Source organism: Methylocystis sp. IM3 (assembly GCF_038070105.1).
In the GTDB taxonomy this organism is placed as follows: Bacteria; Pseudomonadota; Alphaproteobacteria; order Rhizobiales; family Beijerinckiaceae; genus Methylocystis.
The window spans coordinates 149,697-164,374 of sequence record NZ_JBBPBZ010000002.1; the positions used below are offsets into that span (position 1 = coordinate 149,697).

Sequence of the window (14,678 nt, forward strand, 5' to 3'; positions counted from 1 at the left end):
TTCTAACGGCCGGGCAAGAGAGTTTTGTGACACTCGCATCTCAGAAATATGACAATCGATTCTTATAAAAATCAGTGTCTTGATTGGGTTCTCGCCGTCGGGCTCTCGGACGCCGGCAGGGTGACGCGGAAAAGCGCCCCCGCCCCTGGCGTGGACTCGACGGACAGCCGCCCGCGATGGCGCAGCACGATATGTTTGACGATGGCGAGCCCGAGCCCCGTGCCGCCCTTGGCGCGGCTCTTGCCGGCGTCGACCCGGTAAAAGCGTTCGGTGAGGCGCGGCAGATGCTCGGGCGCGATGCCCGGCCCGTGGTCGCGCACGGAAAAAACGACGCTCCCCCCCTGCCGCGCAAGCGAGATTTCAACGGGCCGGGGCTCGTTCTCGCAGGCCCCGTATTTCAGCGCGTTCTCGATCAGATTCTCGACGATCCGCGCCAGTTCGTCCCGGTCGCCGGGCGCGATCACGTTCTGCTCCAGATCGAGGGCGAGCGGAACGCCGTTTTCCTCCGCCATGGGGGTGAGCGTGTCGACGATATGGGCGACGAGCACGGTGAAATCGACCGCCTCCACCGGGCGCACATGCATGTGCTGCTCGATGCGCGAGAGGGAGAGCAGATCGTCGATGAGGCGGGCCATGCGCTGCGCCTGTTCGCGCATGATGCCCAGAAAACGCTCGCGCGCCGCGGCGTCGTTTTTCGCCGGCCCCTGCAAGGTTTCCACGAAGCCCAGCAGCGAGGCGAGCGGCGTGCGCAGCTCATGGCTGGCGTTGGCCACGAAATCGACGCGCATTCGTTCGACGCGATGCGCTTCCGTGAGGTCGCGCAGGCTGATCATCGCCGCCGTGCGAAAGCCCTCGAAGCGCACCGGCGCGATATGGGCCTCGAACCAGCGTTCGACCGGCAGGCGCTCGGTCCAGGCGGCTTTCTCGGCCTCGCCCCCCGCGGCGACGCGCATCGCCGCGTCCAGCATGTCGGGCGAGCGCAGGCTGCGCGACAGGGGCTCGCCGACGCGCAGCGCCGGCGCCAGCGCCTGGGCCGCGGCGTTGAAGGCGAGGGCGTGCGTCTCGGCGTCGATGACGAAGACGGGCTCGGGCAAAGCGTCGATCACCGGGCCGAGCATGTCCTCGGCGGGCCATTTGGGCTGCGGCATGGGGCGGTCGGTTCTCCCAGGGCTTCAGGGCGCGCGTTCTTCGATGATGCGCGCCACGGCCTCGCGCAGCGAGCCCCAGCGCCGCCGCCCCTCGTCGGCGCCGAGCACGGCCAGCGCCGCGATGAAAGGGACGAAATAATAGACGATGCGGAACAGCAGCAGCGAGGCGAGCACGCTGCCTTGCGACGGGCCGGGCAAGGCGTGCAGCATCGTCGCCTCGAAAACGCCGATGCCGCCCGGCGCATGGCTGACGACGCCGAGGATGCAGGCCAGCACATAGACGGCGAGAAAAGCTTCGAATTGCAGATCGACGCCCTGCGGCAGCAGGACATAGAGCGCGGCGGCGGCGGCGCAGAGATCGGCGGCGCCGACGACGAGCTGCGCCAGCGTCGAGCCGGGGCCGGGCAATTCCAGCACATGGCCGCGCAGGCGGATGCGGCGCGGCTCGAGCGCGACCCAGGCGCAGTAGCCCGCGACCCCCGCCAGCACCAGGACGCCCACCACCACATGCAGGGGGGCGGGCAGATGGTCGAGGGCCGAGAGCGGCTCGGCGGCCCTGACGAGGGTGAAGCCGATCACGGCGGTCATGCCGAGCCAGAAGGTCACGCCGGTGATGACCGTGATGTTGGCGACCTGCAGCGCCGTCATCTGCACCCGCGAATAGATCCAGTAGCGGACGGCCGCGCCGGTGACGATCGGAAAGCCCAGATTGAAGGCGATGGCGTAGCTCGCGAAGGAGGCGAGCGCCGTGACGCGATAGGGGGCCCGGTGGCGGATCTGGCGCAGGGCGGCGACGTCGTAGCCGGTGAGGGCGACATAGGAGAGGGCGGTGAAGAAGAGCGCGGCGAAAATCTGGCCGGCGCTGGTGCTCTTCACGGCGTCGAGGACGTCGACGAGGCGGATGTTGGACAGAACATTGGCGAGGATATAGGCCGCGACGGCGAAGAGGGCGACGCTTGCGAGCGCGCCCAGAACATGGGTCGCGCCATGCGGCAGACGCTCCTGAAGCGCCTCGAAGAAGCTCTTGCGCCGTACGACGACAGGCAGGCGGGACCGGGAAGAAATCGCTAAATCCTCTTCTTCCTGCATTGACGCTCACTCGCACGGCCGCCGGACGGGCGGGCGCGCCAAAACTCCATCCGCATCGAAGATGACGCCGGCATGACGATTAGTCCCTTCTAGCTTGGAAGGGAAACCGGCAGAGTCAAGCCGCGCTCACGACAGGCCGTGCACGAACCAGCGCGGACGCTCCGTCTCGCGCCCGTAGAGCCCTTCCCGAAACAGCCAGAACAGATGGCCCTCCCGATCCTGCGCGTGGAAATAGTCGCGCGTCGGGCCAGCGTCGGCAAGGGTCCACCAGGGCGGGGCGATGCGCTCCGGTCCCTCGAAGGCGACGACTTCATGCAGCACGCGCCGCCAGCGGAACTTGAGCGGCGGGCCGTCGGGGAACAGCGCGACCGCCTCGATCGACTCCGGACGCTCGAAGAGCCGCAGCGGCCGCGGCGCCTCCTGCGGCGGGAAGGCGGCCGGCGCTCCCTGCGCGGCCGGCAGGGCGGCGACCGCGAATTCCGGCAGATGCGCGGCCTCCGCGTGCAGGCGCAGCACCCGGCGCAGGCCGAGCCGCGCCCCCAATCGGTCGAGGAGGTCGCCGAGATCGGCGTCCGCCGTCTCCTCCCGCCGCGCGACGAAGGCGGTCTGCGGCGGCGTCGTCTCCTCCACTTCCGTGGCGCAGAGGCGCAGCACGTCGAAGCCATAGCCCGCGTCGAGCCCGTCTTCCTCCGCCGCCGCCGCGAGGCGCTCGGCGAGAAGGGCGGCGAGGCGGGGCGGATCGCGCAGCGGGCGGCTCGTCCCGGCGACGAGGCGCTTCACCGCGCCGTCGACCCGGTAGAAGACCGCCTCGAGCCGCCGCGCCCCCACGCCTGCGCGCTCGAGCAGCGGAGCCAGATCGGCGGCGAGGCGCTTCAAGGTCGCCTCGATGTCCTCGCGCCGCGTCAGCCCATCGGGAAAGCGGCGCTCGGCGATGAAGGCGGGCGCCTCGAAGCGCGGGCGGATGGGATCGCGCAGGCGGCAGGTCAGGGCGTCGAGCCGCGTCAGCGCCGCTTGCCCGAACCGCGCCGCGAGCGGCGCGCGGGGGCGGTCGAGCAGATCGCCGATCCGGCGCAGCCCGGCGCGACGCAGCCCGGCGACGGCTTCCGTCCCGAGGCCCAGCGCCTCGACGGGAAGCGCCGCGGCGAGGCGGTCGATCTCGTCCTGCGGGGCGGCGTCGTCGACGCGCCGCAGACTAGAGAAACGCGCGAGCGCCCGGGCCAGCGCCGGCCCCGGCGCGATCGCCGCGCGCGCGCAAAAACCCTGCGCCCCGAGCCGGGCCTCGGTCTCGTCGAGAAGCGCCGCCTCGCCGCCGAAGAGATGGGCGGCGCCCGTCACGTCGAGCAGCAGGCCGTCGGGCGCGTCCGGCGCGGCGAGCGGGGTGAAGCGGCGGCTCCAGTCGGCGAGCGCGTCGAGAAGCGCGGCGTCGGCCTTGGGGTCCGCCTCGGCCAGTTCCAGCGCGGGGCAGCGGGCGCGGGCGTCGGCGACCGCCATGCCCGGCAGCAGTCCGAGCCGCCGCGCCCCGGCGTCGACGGCGGTCAGCCGCTCCGCGCCCTTCGCCCGCGCATAGAGGGCGAAGGCCTCAGGCGCGGCGGCGCGCCGGCGCAGCAGCCGGTCGGTCGAAAGCCGGGGAAGGAAAACGCTCAGGAAACGCATGATGGAACGCTGCTCTTTCAGGGTCGTAGACGATGTCGCGCCATTGCGCCGGATCGATCGCGCCCCAGGGGCCGGCGCGCGCCTTGATGAGGCGCAGCCGCCAGGAGAAGGGCGCGGCGGGAGAGAGCGGCGGGCGCGCGGGAAGGACCGGCGGGGGCGCCGCGGCGATTTCCACGCGCAGGCCGGCGGCGCTGGAAAAACGCGCCCCCTGCGCCGGCGCGAGCGGCGCCAGAAGGCCGAGGGCGCCGCCGCGCCGCGCGGCCAGCAGCAGCCGACGCGAGGCGGAAAGGTCGTAGAGCTTCGGGGTCAGGAAGGTCTCGGCGACGACGGCCGCGCAGGCCGGGCTTATCAGCGCCTCCTCCATCGCCCAGAGGGTGTCGCGCGGCCGGCGCGTCCGGATCAGGGCGAAGCCGGAAAGGTCCAGCCCCGCCTGCGCCAGGCCGCGCCCATAGGGCAGGCCGAATTCCCGCGCGCCGAGATCCTCCAGAATGAAGACCAGCGCGCCCCCTCCGCGCGCGGCGCGCGCCCGAAGCGCCATGGCGAGGGCGAAGGCCGCCGCCGCCGGCGCATCCGGCGCCCGGGCGGGGAGGGCTTCGCTCAAATTTCCATGACCGGCCGAAAGCAGCGCGTCGAGCGACGCTCCGCCGCCGCCCATCGCGCTCAGGTCGGCGCTCAGGTCGGCAAGGCGCCCGGCAGGGAGCGCGGACGCGGCGCCGTCGCGCGCCTCGATGGCGGCGATGCGGCGGCGCAAAAAGCCGATGCGTTCCGAAACGCCGCCGTGCGACATCGGTCCCTCGAAATTTCCAAATTGGAGAGCGGCCCCGGACGTTGTCGCCGGAGACGTTCGATATTTGTTCTCATGACGGAAAGAGTCAAGCCGGGACTTGATGGCAAGAGTTCGATTCCGGAACTTGCGGGCCAAAAGCGCCAGACCGCCTTGGCGATCACATTGGCGATACCCTGGCGAGCGGCGGCGCTCTCTCCAGCGGCAATCAAATGCCGTTGCCGGATTTCCTTTCTTCCGGCGCGCCTTTCTGGTTCATCAGCTCTTTTGCGGCATGCGCCCGGAACGTGACGATGTCGGAAACGATACGCTTCTTGCGCTCTTCGATTGCGTCCTTGACGCCCTTTGACATGTCGGGTTGCGACGCGCCGTAAAATGCGACCCCGAGGCTGATAGACCTTTTCTCGGCCTGTTCGCACTTGCCGATGATGACTTGCGCAAGCGTCTCGGCGTTTTCATTCGAGAAAGGGACAATCTCCTTCATTTGAGCCGATATGCATTCGTCATGCTGGCTCGCCGCCTCCTTGAGCAGTTTTTCTCGCTCTTTCTCCACCTCCAGGACTTGCTGCCTCTCAGCGACATTGGCGTCTTTCGATTCCTGCCGCAGGGCTTCTCCCCTTGCCGGCAGGCGCCGCTCCCGCTCAGACGCGGCGGTCTTTTCGTAGAGCGAGCGCAACTCGGGCTGAAGGGCGTCATACGCCGTCCGGATAACGCGATTGGCGTGGCTTCGGCTCAGGCCAGCTTCAAAAAGCGCGGCCCGAGCCCGATCGATGTTTGCGCCGCAAGCCGGGCGCAAGGATTCCTCGATGCGGTCGAAGGAATTCGCCGGATCTTTTCGAGCGCTCTGAACGAGGTGCTGTCTGGCGCAGGACGTGTAGGCCGCAAGATGCGGCTTCACACGCGAGTCGAAAAAAGCGTCAGGATTTTCTCGCGCGGGGACCGGCGTCGCAAGCAGGGAGAGACCAGCGGCGGCCATTGCGACAGTCTTCATTTCACGATCCCTTGATCCAACTGCGGCGCGCGCAGAGGTCCAATCTGGCGCCTACTTCTTCTTCAGCGAGAGGATATAGGACGCGACCGAATCGATCTCCTCCGGCGACAGGAGGAAATTCGGCATGTTCCGGTGCGATGAGCGCAGGAAGACCTTGATCGACAGTTCCGTCGTCGAGGGCATTCTGGCGACGTCGAGAAAACGCGGCGCCCTCGGATCGGGGCTCTTGGCGTGAGGATCGGCGCCGACGGCGTGGCAGGCGGCGCAGTCTGCTTCGGAGAGGCGCGCGCCGGCGGCTGGGTCGGCGCTCTGGGCCATGGCCGAGGAAAGGCCGGGCGTCAGCGCGCAGGGGAGAAGCGCCAGTATCGACAGAAAAGCCAGTCTCATCCGATCGCACCTCTCAAAAATCAGTCCGCCCCGTTCAAATCCTCCGGGCGCGGCTGCAGCATGACGTTGTAGCCGGCGTCGACCATGTGAATCTCGCCCGTGACGCCGCCGGAGAGTTCGGACAGGAAATAAAGCGCCGAGCCGCCGATTTCATCGAGCGTGATCATTCGCCGCAGCGGGCAATGCTGCTTCTGGAAGGCGCCCATGGCGCGCGCGCCGGTGATGCCCGCGCCCGCCATGGTGCGGACCGGCCCCGGCGAGATGGCGTTGACCCGAATGCCGCGCCAGCCGTAATCGGCCGCGAGATAACGCACCGAGGAATCGAGCGCGGCCTTGGCGACGCCCATCACATTGTAATTCGGCATGACATGGGTGCCGCCGCCGAAGCTCACCGTCACCATGGAGCCGCCGTTCTTCATCATCGCCGCGGCGCGCTTCGCCGCCTCCGTGAAGGAGAAGCAGGAAATGACCATGGTGCGGACGAAATTCTCGCGCGAGGTGTCGGCGTAGAGGCCCTTCAATTCGCTCTTGTCGGAATAGGCGATGGAATGGACGAGGAAGTCCATCTCGCCCCATTCCTGTTCGAGCCTCGAAAAAACCGCATCGACCGTCGATAAGTCCTCGACGTCGCAAGGCAGGACGAGCTCGGAGCCCAGTTCGGCGGCGAGCGGCTTCACGCGCTTGCCGAGCGCCTCGCCCTGATAGGTGAAGGCGAGCGTCGCGCCATGGCGCGCCAGCACGCGGGCGATTCCATAGGCGATCGAGTGATCATTGGCGACGCCCATCACGAGCCCGCGCTTTCCCTGCATCAAACCAGTCGCAACCGTCATCACAAGCTTTCTCTATCGGGCGGGCGCCCCGATCCTTCCGTAGGACGCCCCCATCAAATGCGTCGGTATTTTCGCAACACGAAAAGGCGCGCGCCCTCGTGAGGGCGCGGCGCCATGCTTTTCGTCAGGCGTCGGGATGCTTGAAGACCAGCGTGGCGTTGGTGCCGCCGAAGCCGAAGGAGTTCGAGAGAACGGCGCCGAGTTTCACATTGTCGCGGCGCTGGCGCAGAATCGGCATGTCGGCGAACTCGGGATCGAGCTCCTCGATATTGGCGCTCTCGCAGATGAAGCCGTTCTGCATCATCAGAAGCGAATAGATCGCCTCCTGCACGCCAGTCGCGCCGAGCGAATGGCCGGTCAGGGACTTGGTCGCCGCGATTGGCGGGCATTTGTCCCCGCGGCCGAAGACCTCGCGCAGCGCCTCGATCTCCTTGGCGTCGCCCACCGGCGTCGCCGTCGCATGCGGGTTGATGTAGTCGATCGGGCATTTGACGGTCGAGAGCGCCTGGCGCATGCAGCGCACGGCGCCCTCGCCCGAGGGCGCGACCATGTCGAAGCCGTCGGATGTTGCGCCATAGCCGGCGATCTCGGCGTAGATCTTCGCGCCGCGGGCCTTGGCGTGTTCATATTCCTCGAGCACCAGCACGCCCGCGCCGCCCGCGATCACGAAGCCGTCGCGGTTCTTGTCATAGGCGCGGGAGGCCGTCGCCGGACGGTCGTTATAGGCCGAGGACATGGCGCCCATGGCGTCGAAGAGCACGGAAAGCTCCCATTCCAGTTCCTCGCAGCCCCCCGCGAAGATCATGTCCTGCTTGCCGTATTGGATCATCTCATAGGCGTTGCCGATGCAGTGGTTCGAGGTCGCGCAGGCCGAGGAGATGGAATAGTTCACGCCCTTGATCTTGAACCACACGGCCAGCGTCGCCGACGCGGTCGAGGACATGCATTTCGGCACGGCGAAGGGGCCGACGCGCTTGGGGCCCTTGGTGCGGGTGGTGTCCGCGGCCTCGACGATCGTCTTGGTCGAGGGGCCGCCCGAGCCCATGATGATGCCGGTGCGCTCATTGGAGATGTCGGCCTCGGAGAGGCCCGCGTCGCGGATCGCCTGGTCCATGGCGACATGGTTCCAGGCCGTGCCGGTGGCGTGGAAGCGCATGGCGCGGCGGTCCACGACCGTCGAGGGATCGAGGGTCGGCATGCCGTGCACCTGCGAGCGGAAGCCGAGTTCGGCGTATTTCTCGGCGCGCACGATGCCCGACTTCGCCTCGCGCAGGGAGGCGACCACTTCCTGCGTCGTATTGCCGATCGACGATACGATGCCCATGCCGGTGACGACGACCCGTCTCATCCTTCTCTCCCCTGTCGGCGGCCGCGCGCCGCTCTTTCTGCGTCGGGCGTTTCCCGAGCCCGTCGAGACGGCGGCTCGGCTGTGTCCCCGTTTCGAGGACGCGAGCGCCGTCGAAATTGTTGCAGCCTCATCCTCGGGAGCCGCCAGAGGGCGGCGTCTCGCAGGACGAAGCCGCTTCTCAGGCGGCCGCGTTGGCGAGGCCGACCTTGAGATCCTTGGCCTCATAGATGCGCTCGCCGTCCACGGCGACCCAGCCGTCCGCGAGACCGAGCACGAGCTTGCCGGTGCGAACCCGCTTGAGATCGACGCCATAGGTGACGAGCTTCGCCGTCGGACGCACCTGGCCGGAGAATTTCACCTCGCCGACTCCGAGCGCCATGCCGCGGCCGGGATTGCCGAGCCAGGCGAGGTAGAAGCCGAGCATCTGCCACACCGCGTCGAGGCCGAGGCAGCCGGGCATGACCGGATTGCCCTTGAAATGGCAATCGAAGAACCAGAGGCTCGGCTTGATGTCGAATTCGGCGCGCATATAGCCCTTGCCGTGCTCGCCGCCCTCCTCGAAGATTTCCGTGATGCGGTCGAACATCAGCATCGGCGGCAGCGGCAGTTGCGCATTGCCGGGGCCGAACAGCTCTTCGCGCCCGCAGGCCAACAAATCCTCATAGCCGAATGACGAGCGCCGTTCGCTCATGGTCTCACCGCCTCCGCTGGAGCTTTCTACGAAGCCCTCTTCCATCCCCCCGCGCCGCTCTCTTTTGACTGGAGGGCGCGACGCCCGCTTGTCGTTCGCGTCCGGCTGTCCAACTGATCGGCAGGCGGCGCGACGGGCCGACGATCCGTAACATAGCCCGCGGCGCGCCGGAAGCGCCCGCTTCCCCGAGCCGAGGCCTTGGCGCCGAAAGCCGCAGCAAGTTGAGATGTGCGCGGCTTTTTGGTATAGGTCAAATAAATCATAAGGCATATGAGCCGCCCGACCATGGACGCCTTCGCCAATCGACCGCTCCCGCAAGATGTGCCGGAGCGCCAGAAATCCGTCCACGAGACGCTCGTCGCGGCCGGCCTGCGCCCAACCCGCCAGCGCCTCGCCCTGGGGGAACTTCTCTTTCGCGGCTGCGACCGGCATGTGACGGCCGAGCGCCTCTTCGACGAGGCCGTGGCCGCCAATCTCTCGGTCTCTCTCGCCACCGTCTACAATACGCTGCACCAGTTCACCGACGCGGGCCTGTTGCGCGAGATCGCGGTCGACGGGGCGCGCGTCTATTTCGACACCAATGTCAGGGACCATCACCATTTCCTCATCGAGGAAGACGGCGAGCTCCGTGACATCCCCGGCTCGACTGTCACTGTCGCCAATCTGCCGACGCCGCCAAAGGGCCTGCGCATCGACAGGGTTGACGTGGTGGTGAGACTGCGGCGGGAGGAGGGGTGAGAGCCCCTACTCCACCTTCTCGCCCGGATAGACGCCCCAGAGATTTTCCTGCTGCATGTAGCCGTCGAACTCCTTGCTCGCGAGCCGGCACCATTTGCCGTCGCAGCCGCGCAGCGAGCCGACGACATTTGGAGCGAGCTTCGCGACGGGCGTTGCATGGTCGGCGGCGAAGAGCGTCTGCGGCTCCTTTTTCCAGGGCGCGACCAGCGCGGTGCGCCGGCCCGACAGCAGCGAGTGCAGCACCCAGCCCTCCGAGCCTTCCGAATCGCGGATCTTGCGCCAGGTCTCGAATTCCGCGGTGATTTCCACCGGCAGGCCGGCCCGCTGATAGATCCAGACGGTGGGATGCTCCTTGCTCGGCCCTTCGCGCACATTCACGCGGTCGGATTTGAGGCTGACGTAGCGCGGAATGGGCAGATTGCTCACCGGCCCCTTCTGCGGCTCCTGCGCCTGAGCCGACGCCATGAAAATGAGCAAAAAGAGCCCCAGAGCCGCGCCGGGGCCGGTCGAAATCTTGCTGTCGGATTGCCGCATGGTGGAAGGTGCCGCTCGTCTTGTCTTTGGCCCGCCATCTGCTAGGAAACGAAAAACGCAGCGCCGGGCGGCGTATTGGTTTTGTCGCCCATCGTCGTTAAGACCGGGTTGAGGGAAAGCTTTCCCGACCGACGCCGGCCCGGGGCGATGGTCAGCTTGTAGCGAAGTTTATGGATTTTCGCCAAAAAAGTGCGAGCCGAAGGGACGAGGCGCAACATGCCTAAGAAAAAGCCGCTCGTCGTGGTGACGCGCCGACTGCCCGAAGTGATCGAGACCCGCATGTGCGAATTGTTCGACACGCGGCTCAACGAGAGCGACCGGCCGCTCACCCACGACGAACTCGCCGAGGCGATGCGCACAGCGGAAGTGCTGGTGCCGACCATCACCGACCGAATCGATTCGAGCCTGATCGCCCAGGCCGGCGAGCAGATGAAGCTGATCGCCAATTTCGGCAATGGCGTCGACAATATCGACGTGGCGTCGGCGCTCGGCCGCTCCATCACCGTGACCAATACGCCGGGCGTTCTGACCGAAGACACCGCCGACATGACGATGGCGCTCATTCTCTCGGTGGCGCGCCGCCTCGTCGAGGGCGCGCGCGCCATTCCAGAGGGCTCCTGGTCCGGCTGGTCGCCGACCTGGATGCTCGGCCATCGCATCACCGGCAAGCGCCTCGGCATCGTCGGCATGGGCCGCATCGGCCAGGCGCTGGCGCGCCGCGCCAAGGCCTTCGGCCTGTCGATCCACTACCACAACCGCCGCCGCGCGGCGGCCGAGATCGAGGAGCAGCTCGAGGCGACCTATTGGGAGTCGCTCGACCAGATGCTGGCGCGCGTCGACATCGTGTCGATCCACTGCCCGCACACGCCCGCGACCTATCACCTCCTGTCGGCGCGCCGCCTCAAGCATCTGCGCTCGCACGCCATTCTCGTGAACACCGCGCGCGGCGAGATCGTCGATGAAAACGCGCTCGTGCGCATGCTCGAGGCCAATGAGATGGCGGGGGCGGGTCTCGACGTCTTCGAGCACGAGCCGGCGGTCTCGCCCAAGCTCCTGAAGCTCGCACAGTCGGGCAAGGTCACGCTCCTGCCGCATATGGGCTCGGCCACGATCGAGGGCCGCGTCGACATGGGCGAAAAGGTGATCATCAACATCAAGACCTTCATGGACGGGCACCGCCCGCCCGACCGCGTGCTGCCCAGCATGTTGTGACGCGGCCGCGCCGCCCGCTTTTGCGGCCAATTGACGCCAAAAAGCGGTTCTATGCACTAATCGATCACGCGCGCTCGCCGCCGGGGAATTGCGGGAAAAAAGGCGCGCAGGGGGAGACCTGAAGAATGAACAAGCCGTTTTCGATCCTCGCTCTCGCCCTCGCGCTCGGCGCCGCGACGATCGCGCCGGCGCAGGCGAAGAAGGCCGCCAAGCCCGCCGCCGACCAGAGCCAGACGCAGGAGCAGCCGCAACAGGAGGAGGGGAGCAAGGAGACGGGGGGCATTCCCCGCTATGTGCCCTTTCCGCACAACCGCAACTTCGTCCTCAAGGAAATCAACGGCAAGACGCCGCCCGTCGAGATCTGGATCAACATCGACTCGACCGGCCGCGCCAATGGCTTTTCCGGCTGCAAGACCTGGTCGGGCGTCTTCATCATCGGCCCCGACCGCCTCGGTCCCAGGGCCATGCCAGCGGTCAACGAGCGCCAGTGCGACGGCTCGCTCGCCGGGATCGAGCGCGACCTTTGGGGCGTTCTGCTCTCCGGCCCCTATTGGGACGTCAAGGGCGACGATCTCATCCTCAAGGGCTTCAAGGGCGGCGTGCTGAAATTCCAGCGCTCGCTGTGAGAGCGCCGTTCCCCCTCGTGACGGCCCCGCCTCGCGGAGCCGTGCTGCGGGGGGCTGTCCCTTACGTCGCCGGCACGGCATAGACCGGGCAGGGCGCGTCGCGCAGGATGCGCTCGGTCGTCGAGCCGCGCAGCGCGTCGAGCAGGCCGCGGCGGCCCTGCGTCGGCATGGCGATCATGTCGGCGCCGATTTCCCCGGCATAGGAGAGGATCGTCTCGATCACCGGCCCCTGCCGCAGTTCGATGTGCGGCAGCAGCCCGTCGAAGATCGGCAGGTCCTCGCCGACATGCAGCAGCATCACATCGGCGGCCGGATTCAGCGCATGGGCGAAATCCGCAATATGGCGGAAGGCGTCGAGCGGCGGCACGCTCGCCTCGACCGGCATCAGCACCGTATTGAGCGAAATCGCGCCCGTCTCCCGATCGACGAAGCCCTTGTGATCGTCCCGCAGGAACAGCGCCGGAATGCGGGTCTCGCGCGCGGCCTCCTCGGCGACCGACTCCTCGAGCCAGCGTTCGAGCCCGGTGCGATTGTGCGTCATCAGCACCATGAGGTCGCACAGATGGCGGTGCACATAGGCCGCGACGCCATGCACGGGCGATTCGGATTCGACCGCCGCCTTGATGAATTTGACGCCGAGCTTTTCGGCGGCCTCCCGGCGCGAGGCGCCGGGCTCGATCATCCGCCAGCGCGCCAGCGTTTCGCGCACATGGGGAAAGCGATTCCAGTTGTCGGGATCGTCTTCCTCGGCGTCCTCGATATGCAGCATGTGCAAAACGCCCTGCGTCGCGACGACGATGCGCAGCGCATGGGCGAAGGCGTCCTGACTCGCAAAGGAAAGGTCGGTCGGGTGGACGATGGATTTGGGCGGCTCGCCGAGCATGTCGCGTTTCCTTTCACAGGTCCTTTTCCTGAACCTATCGCGAAGGGCGCGCCGCGCCTAGCGCGCAGCTTTGTCGCAGCCGCCCCGGCAGGCGTCATTTAGAGCGCTTTCCGCCGAAGTGGGAGCCGGTTTGGCGGTAGAAAGCGCGACGCAAGAAGAAGCTGGAGCCGCGAAGGCTTTAAGCCTCTTCCCCCTGCGCCGCCAGCGCCTTCGCCACCTCTTCGACGAGCGCGCTTTCAGGAATGGAAATCTGCGCGGGCCGCGCCGCCTTCCATTCCTCATTGGTCGAAATGGCGGCGGCGGCCCTCGCGCCGGCCACGAGATCCTTGATCTGGACCTCGCCGTTCGCCTTCTCGTCCGAGCCCTGGATCACGACGAGCGGGGCGTTGCGGCGGTCGGCGTATTTCATCTGCGCCTTCATGCCGGCTCCGCCGAGATAAAGCTCGGCGGCGACGCCCGCGCCGCGCAATTGCGCAACCATGCGCTGGTAATCGGCGAGACGGTCGCGGTCGAGCACGAGCACGACCACGGGTCCGACATGCGGCCGCGCCGTGACGATCGGGCTGCCGACGAGCTTCAGGGCGGCGAAGAGGCGCGAGACCCCGATGGAGAAGCCTGTCGCGGGCGTATTCTCCGAGCGGAAGCGTCCGACGAGCCCGTCATAGCGCCCGCCGCCGCCGACCGAACCAAAGCGCACGGGGCGCCCCTTCTCGTCGCGCGTCTCGAAGGTGAGGTCGGCCTCGAACACCGGGCCGGTGTAATATTCGAGCCCGCGCACCACGGAAGGATCGATGCGGATGCGGTCCGGCCCGAAGCCCGCGTCGCGCGCGAGATCCTCGATTTCGAGAAGCTCCTCCGCCCCCTGCGCGCCGATCTCGCTCTTGCCGAGCAGGCCGAAGAGATCGAAGGCCGGCGCGCCGTCCTTGTATTGGCCGCCGAGGCTGAAGGACATGATCGTGTCGATCGCCGGCAGCGAAAGCCCGGCGCCTTTCGTGAAGTCGCCGCTTTCGTCCTTGCGGCCCTCGCCGAGGAGTTGGCGCACGCCGTCGGGGCCGAGCCGGTCGAGCTTGTCGATGGCGCGCAGCACGACGAGACGCCGCCCGGCGTTTTCCTCGCCCGCGAGGCCGACGGCCTGCATCACGCCGTCGAGCACCTTGCGGCTGTTGATCTTGATGACATAGTCGCCGCGCGCAATGCCGAGCCGCTCCAGCGCGTCGGCCGCCATCATGCAGATTTCGGCGTCGGCGGCAGGAGAGGCCGACCCCACCGTATCGGCGTCGAACTGCATGAACTGGCGAAAACGGCCCGGCCCCGGCTTCTCGTTGCGATAGACATGGCCGCAGCGATAGGAGCGGTAGGGTTTCGGGATGCGGTCGTAATTCTGCGCGACGAACCGGGCGAGCGGCGCGGTCAGGTCATAGCGCAGCGACAGCCATTGCTCGTCGTCGTCCTGGAAGGAAAAGACCCCCTCGTTCGGCCGGTCCTGATCGGGAAGGAACTTGCCGAGCGCGTCCGTATATTCGATGGCCGGCGTCTCCAGCGCCTCGAAGCCGTAAAGCTCGTAAACCGAGCGGATTACGTCGAGCATCCGGCCCGTGGCGGCGAGCTCGCCGGCCTCGCGGTCCGCGAGCCCGCGCGGCGCGCGCGCTTCGACCTTGGTTTTCATTTCGTCTTTGGACATCGAACTCATTCCGCTGCGCCTCTCTCGCAGGAGGCGGGATTCGGCCGTCTTCCTAGCATTTTCCCATGCCGAAGGAAGCGTCG

General features: G+C 67.4%; 15 protein-coding genes. 3 read left to right on the forward strand and 12 right to left on the reverse strand.

Annotation, left to right across the window (positions count from 1 at the left end; genetic code table 11):
- Positions 1-71: 71 nt before the first annotated feature.
- The 9 genes from WOC76_RS02465 to fabA form a co-directional block, all read right to left on the reverse strand.
- Positions 72-1,148: an ATP-binding protein gene (locus WOC76_RS02465; RefSeq protein ID WP_341431255.1), complete on the reverse strand. Its 1,077-nt coding sequence runs from the start codon at positions 1,146-1,148 to the stop codon at positions 72-74.
- 24 nt (positions 1,149-1,172) lie between these two features.
- The gene (locus WOC76_RS02470; RefSeq protein ID WP_341104097.1) at positions 1,173-2,237 is read right to left on the reverse strand and encodes a lysylphosphatidylglycerol synthase domain-containing protein; all 1,065 of its coding nucleotides are present in this window, start codon (positions 2,235-2,237) and stop codon (positions 1,173-1,175) included.
- A gap of 126 nt (positions 2,238-2,363) precedes the next feature.
- A complete protein-coding gene (locus tag WOC76_RS02475) occupies positions 2,364-3,890 on the reverse strand; it encodes a Y-family DNA polymerase (RefSeq protein ID WP_341104096.1) in 1,527 nt (508 codons plus the stop codon).
- Positions 3,817-4,677: a hypothetical protein gene (locus tag WOC76_RS02480; RefSeq protein ID WP_341389542.1), complete on the reverse strand. Its 861-nt coding sequence runs from the start codon at positions 4,675-4,677 to the stop codon at positions 3,817-3,819. Before WOC76_RS02480 ends, WOC76_RS02475 begins: the two co-directional genes overlap by 74 nt.
- Positions 4,678-4,882: 205 nt before the next feature.
- The gene (locus WOC76_RS02485) at positions 4,883-5,665 is read right to left on the reverse strand and encodes a hypothetical protein (protein ID WP_341104090.1); all 783 of its coding nucleotides are present in this window, start codon (positions 5,663-5,665) and stop codon (positions 4,883-4,885) included.
- A gap of 51 nt (positions 5,666-5,716) precedes the next feature.
- On the reverse strand, positions 5,717-6,052 hold the full coding sequence (locus tag WOC76_RS02490; RefSeq protein WP_341104089.1) for a cytochrome c: 336 nt from the start codon (positions 6,050-6,052) through the stop codon (positions 5,717-5,719).
- A 20-nt stretch (positions 6,053-6,072) separates the two neighbouring features.
- Complete coding sequence (gene fabI / locus WOC76_RS02495; protein ID WP_341104088.1) at positions 6,073-6,882, reverse strand: enoyl-ACP reductase FabI; 810 nt, start codon at positions 6,880-6,882, stop codon at positions 6,073-6,075.
- 124 nt (positions 6,883-7,006) lie between these two features.
- Positions 7,007-8,230 (reverse strand): beta-ketoacyl-ACP synthase I, encoded by a 1,224-nt coding sequence (fabB, locus tag WOC76_RS02500; protein WP_341104087.1) that lies wholly within the window; start codon positions 8,228-8,230, stop codon positions 7,007-7,009.
- A gap of 178 nt (positions 8,231-8,408) precedes the next feature.
- Positions 8,409-8,921 carry a 3-hydroxyacyl-[acyl-carrier-protein] dehydratase FabA gene (gene fabA / locus WOC76_RS02505; RefSeq protein ID WP_341104086.1) on the reverse strand — a complete coding sequence of 171 codons (513 nt, stop codon included), beginning with the start codon at positions 8,919-8,921 and terminating at the stop codon, positions 8,409-8,411.
- 285 nt (positions 8,922-9,206) lie between these two features.
- On the opposite strand from fabA, the gene irrA reads away from it, so the two are divergent.
- Positions 9,207-9,659 (forward strand): iron response transcriptional regulator IrrA, encoded by a 453-nt coding sequence (gene irrA, locus WOC76_RS02510; protein ID WP_445730664.1) that lies wholly within the window; start codon positions 9,207-9,209, stop codon positions 9,657-9,659.
- 6 nt (positions 9,660-9,665) lie between these two features.
- Here the strand turns inward: irrA and WOC76_RS02515 are convergent, their stop codons facing one another.
- A complete protein-coding gene (locus WOC76_RS02515; RefSeq protein WP_445730597.1) occupies positions 9,666-10,193 on the reverse strand; it encodes an SH3 domain-containing protein in 528 nt (175 codons plus the stop codon).
- Positions 10,194-10,409: 216 nt separating this feature from the next.
- Here WOC76_RS02515 and WOC76_RS02520 point away from each other — a divergent pair, with 216 nt between their 5' ends.
- Together WOC76_RS02520 and WOC76_RS02525 are read left to right on the forward strand one after the other, a co-directional pair.
- Positions 10,410-11,405 (forward strand): 2-hydroxyacid dehydrogenase, encoded by a 996-nt coding sequence (locus WOC76_RS02520; RefSeq protein ID WP_341389546.1) that lies wholly within the window; start codon positions 10,410-10,412, stop codon positions 11,403-11,405.
- Between the two features lie 125 nt (positions 11,406-11,530).
- Positions 11,531-12,031 carry an META domain-containing protein gene (locus WOC76_RS02525; protein WP_341431256.1) on the forward strand — a complete coding sequence of 167 codons (501 nt, stop codon included), beginning with the start codon at positions 11,531-11,533 and terminating at the stop codon, positions 12,029-12,031.
- Between the two features lie 61 nt (positions 12,032-12,092).
- On the opposite strand, the gene WOC76_RS02530 is transcribed toward WOC76_RS02525, so the two are convergent.
- Entirely contained in the window at positions 12,093-12,914 is an 822-nt protein-coding gene (locus tag WOC76_RS02530; RefSeq protein WP_341104083.1) for a universal stress protein, read from the reverse strand.
- 178 nt (positions 12,915-13,092) lie between these two features.
- The gene (hisS, locus tag WOC76_RS02535) at positions 13,093-14,595 is read right to left on the reverse strand and encodes a histidine--tRNA ligase (protein WP_341104082.1); all 1,503 of its coding nucleotides are present in this window, start codon (positions 14,593-14,595) and stop codon (positions 13,093-13,095) included.
- Between the last annotated feature and the right edge of the window lie 83 nt (positions 14,596-14,678).

What these genes read in the sequence shown, in the direction of transcription:
- WOC76_RS02475 (WP_341104096.1), bottom strand. Translation starts at nt 3,890, where the DNA reads ATGCGTTTCCTGAGCGTTTTCCTTCCCCGGCTTTCGACCGACCGGCTG.
- WOC76_RS02490 (WP_341104089.1), bottom strand. Translation starts at nt 6,052, where the DNA reads ATGAGACTGGCTTTTCTGTCGATACTGGCGCTTCTCCCCTGCGCGCTG.
- WOC76_RS02525 (WP_341431256.1), top strand. Translation starts at nt 11,531, where the DNA reads ATGAACAAGCCGTTTTCGATCCTCGCTCTCGCCCTCGCGCTCGGCGCC.
- WOC76_RS02465 (WP_341431255.1), bottom strand. Translation starts at nt 1,148, where the DNA reads ATGCCGCAGCCCAAATGGCCCGCCGAGGACATGCTCGGCCCGGTGATC.
- fabA (WP_341104086.1), bottom strand. Translation starts at nt 8,921, where the DNA reads ATGAGCGAACGGCGCTCGTCATTCGGCTATGAGGATTTGTTGGCCTGC.
- WOC76_RS02520 (WP_341389546.1), top strand. Translation starts at nt 10,410, where the DNA reads ATGCCTAAGAAAAAGCCGCTCGTCGTGGTGACGCGCCGACTGCCCGAA.
- WOC76_RS02470 (WP_341104097.1), bottom strand. Translation starts at nt 2,237, where the DNA reads ATGCAGGAAGAAGAGGATTTAGCGATTTCTTCCCGGTCCCGCCTGCCT.
- hisS (WP_341104082.1), bottom strand. Translation starts at nt 14,595, where the DNA reads ATGTCCAAAGACGAAATGAAAACCAAGGTCGAAGCGCGCGCGCCGCGC.
- fabB (WP_341104087.1), bottom strand. Translation starts at nt 8,230, where the DNA reads ATGAGACGGGTCGTCGTCACCGGCATGGGCATCGTATCGTCGATCGGC.
- WOC76_RS02485 (WP_341104090.1), bottom strand. Translation starts at nt 5,665, where the DNA reads ATGAAGACTGTCGCAATGGCCGCCGCTGGTCTCTCCCTGCTTGCGACG.
- fabI (WP_341104088.1), bottom strand. Translation starts at nt 6,882, where the DNA reads ATGACGGTTGCGACTGGTTTGATGCAGGGAAAGCGCGGGCTCGTGATG.
- irrA (WP_445730664.1), top strand. Translation starts at nt 9,207, where the DNA reads ATGGACGCCTTCGCCAATCGACCGCTCCCGCAAGATGTGCCGGAGCGC.
- WOC76_RS02515 (WP_445730597.1), bottom strand. Translation starts at nt 10,193, where the DNA reads ATGCGGCAATCCGACAGCAAGATTTCGACCGGCCCCGGCGCGGCTCTG.
- WOC76_RS02530 (WP_341104083.1), bottom strand. Translation starts at nt 12,914, where the DNA reads ATGCTCGGCGAGCCGCCCAAATCCATCGTCCACCCGACCGACCTTTCC.
- WOC76_RS02480 (WP_341389542.1), bottom strand. Translation starts at nt 4,677, where the DNA reads ATGTCGCACGGCGGCGTTTCGGAACGCATCGGCTTTTTGCGCCGCCGC.